Origin of the sequence: Micromonospora sp. AB353 (genome assembly GCF_049538395.1) — a bacterium.
Classification (GTDB): Bacteria; Actinomycetota; Actinomycetes; order Mycobacteriales; family Micromonosporaceae; genus Micromonospora; species Micromonospora aurantiaca.
The window spans coordinates 1-13,390 of sequence record NZ_JBMVFV010000079.1; the positions used below are offsets into that span (position 1 = coordinate 1).

Sequence of the window (13,390 nt, forward strand, 5' to 3'; positions counted from 1 at the left end):
GGGCGCCGGTCCCCGTCAACTTCATGATCGACGGAGGAGGGGAGGGTGGTCAGGGCTTCAGCCAGCGGCGTACCTTGCGGTGTCGTGAGCGGTCGCGGGCCCGCAGGACGGCCGGGCGGTCGTGGCCGGCGGTCTCGGCCTGCCTCGCGTGCAGCAGGCCGTAGGTGAACGTGTTCTCGCCGTCGGCGTACGCCTGGAGCGCCTGCCGCCGCAGCGCCTCCCGGGTGACCACCGAGTCCTGGTGGGTGCCGAGCAGGTCCTGGAGCGCCTTGAACCGCTTCACCAGCCGGGCGGCCCGCTTGCCGGCGGCCGGCTCGCGCACCTCCACCGCGTAGCGGGCGGCCTTGAGCTTCTTGCGCGCCTCGTGCAGCGCGATGTCACCGTCCGGCCCGGTGATGGCGAGCGCCCGGTCCAGCCGGGCGTCGGCACGGCGTACCGCCTTGCGGATCCGGCGGTCCACCCAGCGTCGGCCGACGTCGGCGGGCGCGGCGTCGGCGAGCCGGTCCAAGCGGGCCAGCAGGGCGGGGTAGCGGTCGGCGTCCAGCGCGGACCGCAGCCCGCTGGTCGCCTCGGCCCGTTCGGCGGCGAACCGTTCGCCGATCCGCGCCGACACCGGGCCGAGCACCAGCTCGCCCGGCAGCTCGTGCACCGCCTCGGTGAGCCGGGCCGCCATCACCTGGGTGTCGCGGACCCGGCCCAGCTCGCCGCCGAGCCGGCGCAGCTCGGCCCGGACCGCCTCGCTCTCCCGGCGGTCCCACAACCCCCGGAAGGTACGCAGGGTCGCCCGCAACCGGCGGGTCGCCACGCGCATGTCGTGGACCGCGTCCTCGTCCCCCTGGTACGCGGCCGCGTGGTTGCCGACGATCGCGTCCCGCTGCACCCTGACGTACTCCAGGACCGGTCCCGCCGGGCCGTCCGGCTCCCGGTCGTCGAAGCGTTCGATCCGGCCGGCGACGGCCCGGTGCGACTTGCTGACCGCCACCTCGCGGGCGCCTGCCGCGCGCAGCCGCTCCCCGAGGGTGTCGAGCAGCGCATCGTCGCCCTCGACCAGCTCGATCTCGATCTCGTGCCAGGTCCGCGCGGTGCCGTCCACCAGATCCTCGGACCGGACGTCGTCCTCGGCCACCTCGGCCAGCACCCGGCCGTCCGCGTCGAGCAGCCGGTGTTCCCGGCGGCGGTTGACGACCCGGGCCGCCGGGGCCACAGGGCGCCCGCGCGACGCGCCCCGGACCAGCGCCACCACCTCGGGCGGCGGACCGTCGTCGGACGCCCCGGCCGGGAACTGGTGCTCGACCCGGGCGCCACCGACAGCGCCCACCTTGAGGTGCCAGCCCGCGTCGTGCCCGCCGGTACGCCGGCGCAGCGCGTGCCCGCTGCGCAGCAGGAGCAGGTCGTCGGTGTCCCAGTAGACGGCGTCCAGATCCGAGACGGTGGCGTCGGACATGGTCACGACGCCACCGCACCCGGTCAGGTCGGGCAGCCGGAAACCCTCGTCGCCGGAGTACTTGCGCTCACGTTCCACGACGGTCGCCATGCGGCCTCCCGTACCCGGCCCGCGCACCGGCGAACCGGTCTCAGCTCAGTCGTTCGAGCACCATCGCCATGCCCTGGCCGCCGCCGACGCACATGGTCTCCAGACCAATGGTCTTGTCGTGCCACTCCAGCGCGTTCAGCAGCGTGCCGGTGATCCGGGCGCCGGTCATGCCGAACGGGTGGCCGACGGCGATCGCGCCACCGGCGACGTTCAGCTTCTCCTCCGGAATGCCGAGCTGCCGGTACGAGGGGATCACCTGAGCGGCGAACGCCTCGTTGATCTCGACCAGGTCGACGTCGTCGATGGTCATGCCGGCGCGCTTGAGCGCCTGCTTCGACGCCTCGACCGGGCCCAGGCCCATGATCTCGGGAGAGAGCGCGGTGACACCGGTGGAGACGATCCGGGCCAGCGGGGTGAGCCCCAGCTCGGACGCGCGCTGCGCGCTCATGATCACCACGGCGGCGGCGCCGTCGTTGAGCGGGCAGCAGTTGCCGGCGGTGATCCGGCCGTCCGGGCGGAACACCGGCTTCAGACCGGCCACCGCCTCCAGGGTCACCCCGGCACGCGGGCCGTCGTCGGTGCTGACCACCGTGCCGTCCGGCGTGGTGACCGGGGTGATCTCACGGGCCCAGAAGCCGTCGGCGATCGCCTTCTCGGCGAGGTTCTGGCTGCGGACGCCGAACGCGTCCATGTCCTCGCGGGTCACGTCGTACGCCTGGGCCAGGTTCTCGGCGGTCTGCCCCATGGCGAGGTAGATGTCGGGGAGCTGCCCGGCCTCGCGCGGGTCGGTCCACACCTCGGCACCGCCCTGGGCGCGGGCCGCGGAACGCTCCCGCGCCTCGGCGAAGCGGGGGTTCTCCCAGCCGCCGCCGACGAGCGCCTGCGCCTCCGGCGGCAGCGTGTCCGAGTTGCCCCGGGCGTACCGGGAGACCATCTCCACGCCGGCGGAGATGAACACGTCACCCTCACCGGCCCGGATCGCGTGCATCGCCATCCGGGTGGTCTGGAGCGAGGACGCGCAGTAGCGGGTCAGCGTGGCGCCGGGCAGGCCGTCGAGGCCCATCAGGGTGGCGACCACCCGGGCCATGTTGAAGCCCTGCTCACCGCCGGGCAGACCGCACCCGAGGTAGAGGTCGTCGATGGTGGTGGGATCGAGCGCCGGGACCTTGTCGAGGGCGGCCTGGACGATGGTGGCGGCGAGGTCGTCCGGGCGGACCTCGCGGAGGGAACCCTTGAACGCGCGGCCGATGGGGGACCGGGCGGTGGCGACGATGACGGCGTCGCGGGGCGACTCAATCGGCATGAACCAACGTTAACGCGCGAGTAACATGCCCGGGAAGCCGCGAGGCGGGCGGGAAATGTCACCCCGTGGGCGGCTGCCGGTGATGCCGGAACGCGACGGCAGCGGCCGCCTCGACCGCCGGGAGCAGGGCGTGCGCCCAGACCCGGTACCCGTCGGCCGACGGGTGGAAGCCGTCGTGGCAGAGCGTGCCCGCGTCCGCGCGGAACACCGGACCGGTCTCGGTGCCCAGGTCGACGACGGTGCCGCCGGCGTCCAGCACGGCCGCCGTCTGGGCCCGCGCCATCCGCCGCCCGGACCAGCCCAGCACCTGGCGCAGCGGTGCGGCGACAGCGCGTACCGCGCCGAGATCGGGGCACGTGCCCACCACCACCTCGACGTGCGCCTCCCGCAGACGGCGTACCGCCGAACCGAGATAGGCCGCCGCGTCGCCGGGCCGGGACATCGCGGTGGCGTCGTTCGCCCCGATCAGCACCACCGCCACGTCCGGCCGCTCGCCGAGCAACGCCCGGGCCACCTGGGTCGCCAGGTCGGTGGCGCGCGAGCCGGAGACCCCCACGCTGGACAGCTGCACCCGGCGGCCGGTCGGCCCCTCCGCGAGCAGGTTGGCGAGCTGACCGCCGATGGTGTCCTCGAACCGGTCGACGCCCACACCGAGCGCCGACGAGTCACCCAGCAGCACCAGCCGCAGCGGCGGCGCGTCCGCGCGGCCGACCGTCGCGCGCAGCACCAGGCCCAGCTCGGGCTGGGCGTACTCGCGGGTGCGGGCGGCGATGGCCTGGCCGGCCAGGACCGCCGCGCCGCCCACCGTGCCGGCCAGCAACGACAGGGCGGCGGCCCGGCCCCACCGGGCCACCTCACCACGCTCGCTCATGCCGTCACCTCCCGGCCGATTCGCTCGCTGCGCTCGCTCATGCCGTTCCCTCCAGCGTTGCCGAGTCGGCGGCGCTGCCGGTCGGTGGCACCGCGCCGACGCCGAAGAAGGCCCGCCGGCGAAGCTGCGCCCACCGCCCGCCCGGCCCGCGGTCACGACCCCGGAGCTGGGCGCCGCTGACCTCCGTGCCGGCGTGCCGGGCCGCTTGGTGGGCGGCCTCCGGGAGCGACCGTACGCCTTCCACGCCGGGCAGGACAGGCCTGCGTTCCGGGACCGCGCCCAACGCGGACAGCACGGTGGGCAGCAACGCCGCCGCGGCTATCGCGTACCCCTCGGCGGAGGGGTGGAACCGGTCCCAGGCGAACATCCGCCCGGGGTCGGCGGCGAACCGTGGCCCGAGCATGTCGCCGAGCGAGACGGCACGGCCGCCGGCCTCGACCACGCCCACCGTCTGCGCCGCGGCGAGCTGGCGGCTCCAGCGCCGGGCCAGCCAGCGCAGCGGCGGCTGGATCGGCCGGATGGTGCCCAGGTCGGGGCAGGTGCCGACGACCACCTCACAGCCGGCCGCCCGGAGCGTGCGGACCGCGTCGACCAGGTATCGCACCGCTACCGAGAACGGTGAGCGGTTGGTGACGTCGTTGCCGCCGACCAGGATCACTGCGACGTCCGGCTCGACCTCCAGGGCGGACTCGACCTGCGGCTTCAGCCCGGACGACAACGCGCCGACCACGGCGAACCGGTGCAGCCGGACCGGCCGGTGCAGGCGGCGGGACAGCCCGGTGGCCAGCAGCGAGCCCGGTGTCTCCCGGCGCCTGTGCACGCCGTACCCGGCCGCTGAGGAGTCGCCCAGGATGACCATGGTGATCGGCGGGCCGGGCAGTCTCGCGCCGTACACACCGTCACAGCGCGGCGGCGGGGCCTGCGCCATCGGGATGGTGCGGCGGGCCTGCCGGGCCTGGCCGAGCAGCACCCCACCGGTGGCGGCGGTGGCCGCCACCGTGGCGCCCGTGCCGATCGCCGCGAGGCGGGCGATCTGCCGGGCGCGCTGCCGACGGACCGGCGCGACGGAACCAGCGTCCCCCATGAACCGACAGTATCGCGCCGGTACGACCACTGCTGTCCTTGATCGGATGGCTGGGCGGTGCCCGGATTGGGTACCGATGGGGGCAGCGGACGTGGACTTGCCATCGGGCCGCACCATGGTCGAGCGGAGAGGGGCGACATCATGGGGAAGACGTTGAAGCGCAGCGCCGCGTTCGCGGCGCTGGCCCGGGCGCTGGCGGCTGGTACGCGGGGCGGGCCGTCGCTCGGGGCACGGCTGGCGGCGCTGCCGCGGATGGTCCGCGCGACCACCCGGGGCGAGTACGACGGTGGCCTGCGCCTGGCGCTGATGGCCGGGGCGACGGCGTACATCGTCTCCCCGATCGACCTGCTGCCGGAGATCCCGCTGGCGATCTTCGGGCTGGCCGACGACGCGGTCATGGTCACCTGGCTGGCCGGCAGCGTGCTCGCCGAGACCGAGCGGTTCCTGGAGTGGGAGGCACGTCGCAGCTCCGTCATCCCCGGGCATGTGGTGCCCTGACGACACGTACGCTGGTCGGCGAACTGAGAGCTGACCGGCCGCCCCACGACGGCGGCGCGACGAAGGGCACAACGAGGTGCAGTACTACGACAACGTCGTCGAGCTGATCGGCAACACCCCGCTGGTACGCCTGCGCAACGTCACCGAGGGCATCCAGGCCACCGTGCTGGCGAAGGTGGAGTACGTGAACCCGGGCGGCTCGGTCAAGGACCGGATCGCGCTGCGCATGGTGGAGGACGCCGAGAAGGCGGGCATCCTGCGGCCTGGCGGCACGATCGTGGAGCCGACCAGCGGCAACACGGGCGTCGGGCTGGCCCTGGTGGCCCAGCTCAAGGGTTACCGCTGCGTCTTCGTCTGCCCGGACAAGGTCAGCCAGGACAAGCAGGACGTGCTGCGCGCGTACGGTGCCGAGGTGGTGGTCTGCCCGACCGCCGTCGCGCCGGAGGATCCGCGCTCCTACTACAACGTCTCCGACCGGCTGGCCCGGGAGATCCCCGGCGCGTGGAAGCCCAACCAGTACAGCAACCCGGCCAACCCGCGCTCGCACTACGAGACCACCGGCCCGGAGCTGTGGCGGCAGACCGAGGGCAGGATCACCCACTTCGTCGCGGGCGTCGGCACCGGCGGCACCATCTCCGGCATCGGCCGCTACCTCAAGGAGGCGTCCGAGGGCCGGGTCAAGGTGATCGGCGCGGACCCGGAGGGCTCGGTCTACTCCGGTGGCACCGGCCGGCCGTACCTGGTCGAGGGCGTCGGTGAGGACTTCTGGCCGGAGACGTACGACCGGGGGATCGCCGACGAGATCGTCGAGGTGTCGGACAAGGAGTCCTTCGAGATGACCCGCCGGCTGGCCCGCGAGGAGGGTCTGCTGGTCGGCGGCTCCTGCGGCATGGCCGTGGTGGGTGCGCTGGAGGTGGCCCGCAAGGCCGGCCCGGACGACGTGATCGTGGTGCTGCTGCCGGACGGCGGCCGGGGCTACCTGTCGAAGATCTTCAACGACAAGTGGATGGCCCGGTACGGCTTCCTGGACGACTCGGGCACCGAGCCGACCGTCGCCGACGCGCTCGCCGGCAAGCCCGGTGGCCTGCCCGAGCTGGTGCACGTGCACCCGACCGAGACGGTCCGCGACGCGATCGACTACATGCGCGAGTACGGCGTCTCCCAGCTCCCGGTGCTCAAGGCCGAGCCGCCGGTGGTGACCGGCGAGGTGGCCGGTTCGATCGCCGAGAAGGATCTGCTCGACGCGCTGTTCACCGGTCAGGCCCACCTGCACGACACGATCGAGCGGCACATGGGCGAGCCGCTGCCGATGATCGGCGGCGGCCAGCCGGTGAGCGAGGCGGTCGGGCTGCTGGAGAAGGCCGACGCCGCGCTGGTGCTGGTCGACGGCAAGCCCAAGGGCGTGCTGACCCGCCAGGACCTGCTGGCCCACCTCGGCGCCCGATGACCCAGCGTTGTAAGGAAGGGCCCCCTTTTAACACTCGGTGTTAAAAGGGGGCCCTTCCTCTACCGGAGGCGTTAAGAAGGGGCCCTTCCTTACAAGCGGCGGGCGTAGCGGAGCTGGGGGACGAGCACCCGGCCGATGTGCTCGTCCCGCTGCTCACCGGAGGCGACCCAGCCGCCGCGCTCGTAGAACCCGCGCGCCGCGGCGTTGTCCCGCAGCACCCACAGCACCGCGCGCGTCCATCCCCGGGCCCGCATCGCGTCGAGCGCGTCCACCATCAGCGCCCGGCCGGTGCCCCGGCCCCGCTCGGACGGCTCCAGGTGGATCGCGTTGAGCAGCCCGGTCGCCGGGTCGCCCTCGTCGTCGGGCCCGAGGTAGCTGAAGCCCACCAGCCGCCCGTCCCGCTCGGCCACCGTCATCCGGTGGTCGGAGCCCTCCCAGGTCAGCCGCTCCACCCAGTAGCGGCCCATCGCCTCGGGCGTCGGGTCGGCCAGCGCCTCGGGCGGCAGGAACGACGAGTACGCCGCCGTCCGTGAACGCTGGTGCAGGGCGCCGACCGCCATCAGGTCGGCTTCGGTCGCGGAACGTAGGGAGATCGTCACCCGGGCGACGGTACCCGCCGGGGCGGCACCTGTACCGTCTGAAGATCCTCGGCGATCACCAGGTCACCGGGGAAGTGCTCGCGGGCCTCGTCGTGGAAGCGGCGCGGGTCGGCGTACCGCTGGGAGAAGTGGGTGAGCACGAGCGTCCGTACCCCCGACTCGGCCGCCACCCGCGCGGCCTGGCCCGCGGTGAGGTGCCCGACCTCGGCGGCGAGTGCCGCCTCCGACTCCAGGAACGTCGACTCGATGACCAGCAGGTCGGCGTGCTCGGCCAGCGCGTACACGCCGTCGCAGAGCCCGGTGTCCATCACGAACGCGAACCGCTGCCCCGGCCGGGTCACGCTCACCTCGTCCCGGGTGACGCGGCGTCCGTCGCGGTCCAGGTGCCCGTCGCGCAGCAGCCTTCCGGTGTCCGGACCGGCGATGCCGTACGCGGCCAGCCGCTCCGGAAGCATCCGGCAGCCGTCCGGCTCGATCAGGCGGTACCCGTACGTCTCGATCGGGTGCCGCAGCCGGCGGGCCTCCAGCGTGCCGATGCCCAGGGTGATCCGCTGCCCGTCGGCGTCGATCGGCTCGACGGCGAGTTCGGCGGTCTCGTAGAAGCTGGAGGCGTGCCGCAGCCGGGCGAAGTACTCGGCGCCGCCGGCCGGGAAGTGCACCGCCACCGGGCGCGGTACGCGGTCCAGCGAGAGCCGCTGGATCATGCCGGGCAGGCCGAGGCAGTGGTCGCCGTGGAAGTGGGTGACGCAGATCCGGGTCAGGTCGGTGGCGGTGATCCCGGTGTGCAGCATCTGCCGCTGGCTGCCCTCACCCGGGTCGAAGAGGATCACCTCGTCGTCCCAGCGCAGCAGGTAACCGTTGTGGTTGCGTTGCCGGGTCGGGGCCTGGCTGGCCGTACCGAGCACCACCAGCTCACGCATGGACACGGCATCCTCCGGAAGGCAAAAAGCGACCCCCGGGGCTTCCGCGCTCGCGCGCGGGCCGGCTGGACTGGGCCGGCACCCCGGGGGTCGGGTGGCTGTCGTGGTTTCGCCGCACCGCTGCCACACGGTCTCGACGATCCTGCAGGTGCCCGCCTCGCGGCGGGCGAGTTTTCACTGTCGAGGACAGCGGCTAGCGGACAGCCACCTCACGAGTCCGATTGCTATACAAGTCTGGACCACCTCCTTTCCCGTGTACCGCCACGCTATCCACTTCGCGGCGGCCGCGGCAACGGATTTCGATCACAGGCCCGGTCAGTCCAGGCCGATCGGGCCCTCGCGCGGGCCGTCCTCGTTCGCCGGCTGCACTGCGAGCGACGGGAAGTCGGCCAGGTCGCCCTCCGGCTCGGCGTCCCACTCCGGGAAGACCAGCGGGCTCTGGAGGTAGAGGCAGAGCAGCTGGGTGAGCTGGTGCAGGCCGTCGAGGTGGGTGCGCTCGTGGCCGTGGGTGGCGTCGACGCCGAACCCGAGCAGCGCCACCCGGGCGTGCGCCCCGGCCTCGACCGCTGCCGCCACGTCCGAGCGGTAGTAGTCGAACACGTCCCGGACCAGGTCGACGCCGTGGTCCTTGGCGATCGAGGCGAGGTTGCGGGTCAGGTGGTAGTCGAACGGGCCGACCCCGTCGCCCATCGCGAGTGTCGCCGCGGTCTCCCGGGACTGCTGACCCGGCGCGACCACCGCCGCGTCGACCGAGACGATCTCCGCGACGTCCGGGTCCAGGCCGTGGCTGGCGCCGTGGCCGATCTCCTCGGTGACGGTGACCAGCAGGTGCGCGGTGACCGCCGGGGTGATCCCGGCGTCGACCATCGCCTTGAAGGCGGTCAGCACCGCCGCCACGCCCGCCTTGTCGTCCAGGTGCCGGGACTTGACGTACCCGTTCGGGGTGATGGTCGGGTTGGGCAGGAACGCGACGAAGTCCCCGGCGTCGATGCCCAACGCCCGCAGCCCGGCCTCGTCGTGCACCGGCTCGTCCACCCGCACCTCGACCAGTTCCCAGCCGACGCCCTGGAGGTCGACGGCCTCGTTGTAGCGGTGGCCGCTCGCCTTCAGCGGCAGCACCTGGCCGGTGACGATCCGCTCCAGGTCGTCGGTGAAGATCCGCACGTGGGCGCCCTCGGCGAAGCGGGCGCTGTGCGTACCGATCGGGTTGACCTCCAGCCGGCCGTTCTCCTTGAGCCGCTTCACCATGCCGCCGATGGTGTCGGTGTGCACCACCACGGCCCGGTCGGCGCCGGTCGACCGGGGGCCGGGCAGACAGGCGCTCAGCGCCCCGCGACGGGTCAGCGTGGAGCTGATCCCGATCGCGGAGAGCCGCTCGCCCACGTACTGCTGGATGTGGTCGGTGCGCCCCGACGGGCTGGGGATCTCCAGCAGCTCCACCAGCACCTGGCGGAGGTAGTCGAGGTCGAGCTTGAGCGGTTGGGGTTTGCGTGCGGTCATGCCCCAGAGCCTGCCGCACCGGCCGGCGACCAGAGTCGCTGCGGTGCCCGGGTACCCGGGAAGAGCAGGTCGACGAAGCGTTCGGCGGTCGGCTGCGGTTCGTGGTTGGCCAGTCCGGGCCGCTCGTTCGCCTCGATGAACACGTGTTCCGGCTGGTCCGGGGCGGGGACCAGCAGGTCCAGCCCGGTGACCGGGATGTCCAGCGCCCGGCTCGCGGTGACGCACGCCTCGGCGATCGCCGGGTGCAGCTCGGCGGTCACGTCGTGGATCGTGCCGCCGGTGTGCAGGTTGGCCGTCCGCCGGACCGCGAGAACCTCGCCCTCCGGGAGCACGTCGTGCATCCGGTACCCGGCCTCCGCCACCACCTCGCGGGTCATGTCGTCGACCGGGATGCGGGACTCACCGCCGGTGGCTGCGGCCCGGCGGCGGCTCTGCCGCTCGATCAGCTCGGTGATGTCGTGCACGCCGTCGCCGGTGATCTGCGCCGGCCGGCGCACCGCGGCGGCGACCACCTCGTGGTCGATCACCACGACCCGCAGGTCCTCGCCCGCGCGCAGCTCCTCGATCAGCACGTCCGGGCAGAACCGGCGGGCCAGCTCGACGGCGGCGGTCAGCGCCTCCGGCGTACGCACGCCGACGGTGATGCCGTTGCCCTGCTCGCCGCGCGCCGGCTTGACCACCACCGGACCCACGTCGTTCAGGAACGCCACGTCGTCGGGCTCGCCGGTGGCGGTACGCCCGCGCGGCACCGACAGCCCCGCCTCGGTGAGGATGCGCCGGGTCACCCGCTTGTCGTCGCAGCGGCTCATCGCCACCGCCGAGGTCAGCTCCGACAGCGACTCGCGGGTGTGGATGGTCCGGCCGCCGGTGGTCAGCTTCAGCTCACCCCAGTGCGGGTCGGTCACCTCGACCCGGATGCCGCGGCGCATCGCCTCGTCCGCGACGATCTTCGCGTACGGGTTCAGCTCGTCGTACCCCTCGGGCATGGCGGGCAGGAACAGGCGCTCGTTGATCGGGTTCTTCCGCTTCACGCAGAGCGTGCCGGTGCGGTGGAAGCCGAGGCGCTCGTACAGCCGGATCGCGCCCGAGTTCTCGGCCAGCACGGACAGGTCGACGAACGCCCGGCCGCGCTCGTCGAGCCGGTCGGCGAGCGCGGTCAGCAGCGCCTGCCCGGTGCCGGGCGGGGCGGTGTTGAAGTCGACGGTGAGGCACCACAGGCTGGCGCCGTTCTCCGGGTCGCCGAAGACCGCGACGTGGTCCACGCCGGTGATGGTGCCGACCACCTCACCCGTGGTGTCCTCGGCCACCAGGTGCAGGAACCGGTCCGTGCCGGCGTTGTCCACCAGCACCTCGACCGGGGCGGTGACCATGCCGTTGCGCGCGTAGATCCGGTTCACCGCCTCGGCGTCGGCGGCGTCCCGCAGCGGCCGGACGGTCAGCCCGGGCACCTCGCCGCCCTCGGTGGCGGCGGGCCGCTTCTCGCCCAGCGGCAGCCGGTACGTCAGCGACGGGTCGATGAACAGCTCGTCCGGCAGCCGGGACACCAGCACGTGCGGGTCGCGCAGGTAGATGCAGATGTCCCGGGCGCCGACCGCCTCGGAGCGCAGCACGTCGGCCACGTGCACCTGGTCGTCGAACGTCTGCCCGAACACCAGCCGGCCCCAGCCGCAGTCCAGTACCACGCCCGAGGCGTCGGTGGACGCGGTCTCCGGCTGCCGCGGCTCAGGCGTACCGGGTGCGACCGGGTCACCGCCGGGGCCGATGCGTTCCCGGCGGCGCCCCAGCACCCGTTCCCGGTCGGTACGCGCCGTTCCGGTGGCGAGGGTGTCGGTCATGGTCAGTCGATTCCGTGGCTCTGGAGCCACATTTCCAGGAGTCCCAGTTGCCACAGCTTGTTTCCGTTCAACGGGGTCAGTTCGGCATTCGGGTCGGCGAGCAGCGCGTCGACGTAGTCGGCGCGGAACAGGTCGCGACGGCGCGCCTCCGGCGCGGTGAGCGCGTCGCGTACCCGGTCGAGGAGCTTGCCCTCCAGGTGGGTGAGTCCGGGCACCGGGAAGTAGCCCTTGGGCCGGTCGATGACCTCGTGCGGCAGGACCCGGCGGCCGATCTCCTTGAGCACGCCCTTGCCGCCCTGGGCGAGCTTCAGCTCCGGCGGGCAGCTCGCGGCCAACTCGACGAACTCGTGGTCGAGGAACGGCACGCGGGCCTCCAGCCCGTGCGCCATGGTCATGTTGTCGACCCGCTTCACCGGGTCGTCGGTCAGCATGACCTGGGTGTCGATCCGCAGGCCCGCGTCGACGGCGGTCTGCGCCCCCGCGCGGCCCAGGTGCGCGGCCACGAACTCCCGCGCCGGGTCGCCGTCGGCCAGCCACGCCGGGTTGAGCACCCGGGCCAGTCCGGCCGCGTCGCGGTCGAAGAACGCCTTCGCGTACGTCTCGAGCGCCTGCTCCCGGTCCACCCCGGCGAGCGGCGGGTACCAGTGGTAGCCACCGAGGATCTCGTCCGCGCCCTGGCCCGACTGCACCACCTTGACGTGCTTCGCGACCTCCTGGCTGAGCAGCCAGAACGCCACGCAGTCGTGGCTGACCATGGGCTCGCTCATGGCCGCGACGGCGGCCTCCAGCGGCGGCAGCAGGTCACCGGTGGGCACCCGGATCTGGTGGTGGTCGGTGCCGAACGTCTTCGCCACCAGGTCGGAGTAGACGAACTCGTCGCCCTCCCGGCCGCCGACCGCGTCGAAGCCGATGGAGAACGTGGCCAGGCCGGACCGGGCCTGCCCCTCGCCGGCGAGCAGCGCGACGACCAGGCTGGAGTCGAGGCCGCCGGAGAGCAGCACGCCCACCGGGACGTCGGCCACCATGCGGCGGCGTACGGCGGTGGTCAGCGAGTCGAGCAGCGCGTCCTGCCAGTCCCGCTCGGACCAGCCGGCCCGCTCGGCGGCGCGGCCGAAGGACGGATCCCAGTAGACCCGCTCGTGGGTCGAGCCGTCCGCCTCGTACACCCGGACCGTGGCCGGCGGCAGCTTGGTGACGCCGGCGAGGATGGTCCGCGGCGGCGGCACGATGCTGTGGAAGCTCAGGTAGTGGGCGAGCGCCACCCGGTCGATGGTGGTGTCGATGCCGCCGCCGGCGAGCAGCGCCGGCAGCGTCGAGGCGAACCGGACCACGCCGGGGCTCTCGGCCAGGTAGAGCGGCTTGATGCCGAGGCGGTCCCGGGCCAGCACCAGGCGGCCGGTGTCGCGCTCGCTGATCGCCACCGCGAACATGCCGATCAGGTGGTCGACGAACTCGAGCCCCCACTCGGCGTACGCCTTGACCACGACCTCGCTGTCGCCGGAGGAGAAGAACCGGTGGCCCTTGGCCTGCAGCTCGGCGCGTAGTTCCCGATAGTTGTAGATGCAGCCGTTGAAGACACCGGTGAGCCCGGCGGCGGCGTCCACGATGGGTTGGCCGCTCGCCGCGGACAGGTCGATGATCTTCAGGCGCCGGTGTCCCAGCGCGGTCGGGCCCTGCGACCAGATGCCGCTGTCGTCGGGCCCTCGGTCACTCATCGTGGCCGCCATCCGCTCCACGGCCGAGACGTCGGCGCGTGAACCGTCACGGCGGAACTCTCCCGCAAGTCCGCACATACGAGC

11 protein-coding genes are annotated in these 13,390 nt (G+C 73.2%); 2 read left to right on the plus strand and 9 right to left on the minus strand.

Translation table 11 applies throughout. From position 1 onward, the window contains the following. Positions 1 to 49 precede the first annotated feature (49 nt). The 4 genes from ACPCK6_RS24585 to ACPCK6_RS24600 are packed head-to-tail and all read right to left on the minus strand — an operon-like array spanning position 50 to position 4,792. Positions 50 to 1,534, minus strand: coding sequence for a CYTH and CHAD domain-containing protein (locus ACPCK6_RS24585; RefSeq protein ID WP_423482350.1), 1,485 nt, complete (start codon positions 1,532 to 1,534; stop codon positions 50 to 52). Positions 1,535 to 1,574: 40 nt separating this feature from the next. Next, a complete protein-coding gene (locus ACPCK6_RS24590) occupies positions 1,575 to 2,837 on the minus strand; it encodes an acetyl-CoA C-acetyltransferase (RefSeq protein WP_355506613.1) in 1,263 nt (420 codons plus the stop codon). A 58-nt stretch (positions 2,838 to 2,895) separates the two neighbouring features. Beyond that, a complete protein-coding gene (locus ACPCK6_RS24595) occupies positions 2,896 to 3,708 on the minus strand; it encodes an SGNH/GDSL hydrolase family protein (RefSeq protein WP_396879968.1) in 813 nt (270 codons plus the stop codon). Between the two features lie 37 nt (positions 3,709 to 3,745). Continuing rightward, positions 3,746 to 4,792, minus strand: coding sequence for an SGNH/GDSL hydrolase family protein (locus ACPCK6_RS24600; protein ID WP_252449809.1), 1,047 nt, complete (start codon positions 4,790 to 4,792; stop codon positions 3,746 to 3,748). Between the two features lie 141 nt (positions 4,793 to 4,933). Here ACPCK6_RS24600 and ACPCK6_RS24605 point away from each other — a divergent pair, with 141 nt between their 5' ends. After that, positions 4,934 to 5,290, plus strand: a complete 357-nt coding sequence (locus tag ACPCK6_RS24605) for a YkvA family protein (RefSeq protein ID WP_396879969.1) — start codon at positions 4,934 to 4,936, stop codon at positions 5,288 to 5,290. Positions 5,291 to 5,366: 76 nt separating this feature from the next. After that, positions 5,367 to 6,737 (plus strand): cystathionine beta-synthase, encoded by a 1,371-nt coding sequence (locus tag ACPCK6_RS24610; RefSeq protein ID WP_423482351.1) that lies wholly within the window; start codon positions 5,367 to 5,369, stop codon positions 6,735 to 6,737. Positions 6,738 to 6,826: 89 nt separating this feature from the next. Here ACPCK6_RS24610 and ACPCK6_RS24615 read toward each other — a convergent pair whose 3' ends face one another. The 5 genes from ACPCK6_RS24615 to ACPCK6_RS24635 form a co-directional block, all read right to left on the minus strand. Next, a complete protein-coding gene (locus tag ACPCK6_RS24615; protein WP_423482352.1) occupies positions 6,827 to 7,336 on the minus strand; it encodes a GNAT family N-acetyltransferase in 510 nt (169 codons plus the stop codon). Then, the gene (locus ACPCK6_RS24620; protein ID WP_396879972.1) at positions 7,333 to 8,262 is read right to left on the minus strand and encodes a ribonuclease Z; all 930 of its coding nucleotides are present in this window, start codon (positions 8,260 to 8,262) and stop codon (positions 7,333 to 7,335) included. Before ACPCK6_RS24620 ends, ACPCK6_RS24615 begins: the two co-directional genes overlap by 4 nt. A gap of 309 nt (positions 8,263 to 8,571) precedes the next feature. Beyond that, a complete protein-coding gene (locus ACPCK6_RS24625) occupies positions 8,572 to 9,756 on the minus strand; it encodes an osmoprotectant NAGGN system M42 family peptidase (RefSeq protein ID WP_423482353.1) in 1,185 nt (394 codons plus the stop codon). Beyond that, complete coding sequence (gene ngg, locus ACPCK6_RS24630) at positions 9,753 to 11,591, minus strand: N-acetylglutaminylglutamine synthetase (RefSeq protein WP_396879973.1); 1,839 nt, start codon at positions 11,589 to 11,591, stop codon at positions 9,753 to 9,755. The genes ACPCK6_RS24625 and ngg overlap by 4 nt, the downstream gene beginning before the upstream one ends. A 2-nt stretch (positions 11,592 to 11,593) precedes the next feature. Then, positions 11,594 to 13,384 (minus strand): N-acetylglutaminylglutamine amidotransferase, encoded by a 1,791-nt coding sequence (locus ACPCK6_RS24635; RefSeq protein WP_423482354.1) that lies wholly within the window; start codon positions 13,382 to 13,384, stop codon positions 11,594 to 11,596. Positions 13,385 to 13,390 lie beyond the last annotated feature (6 nt).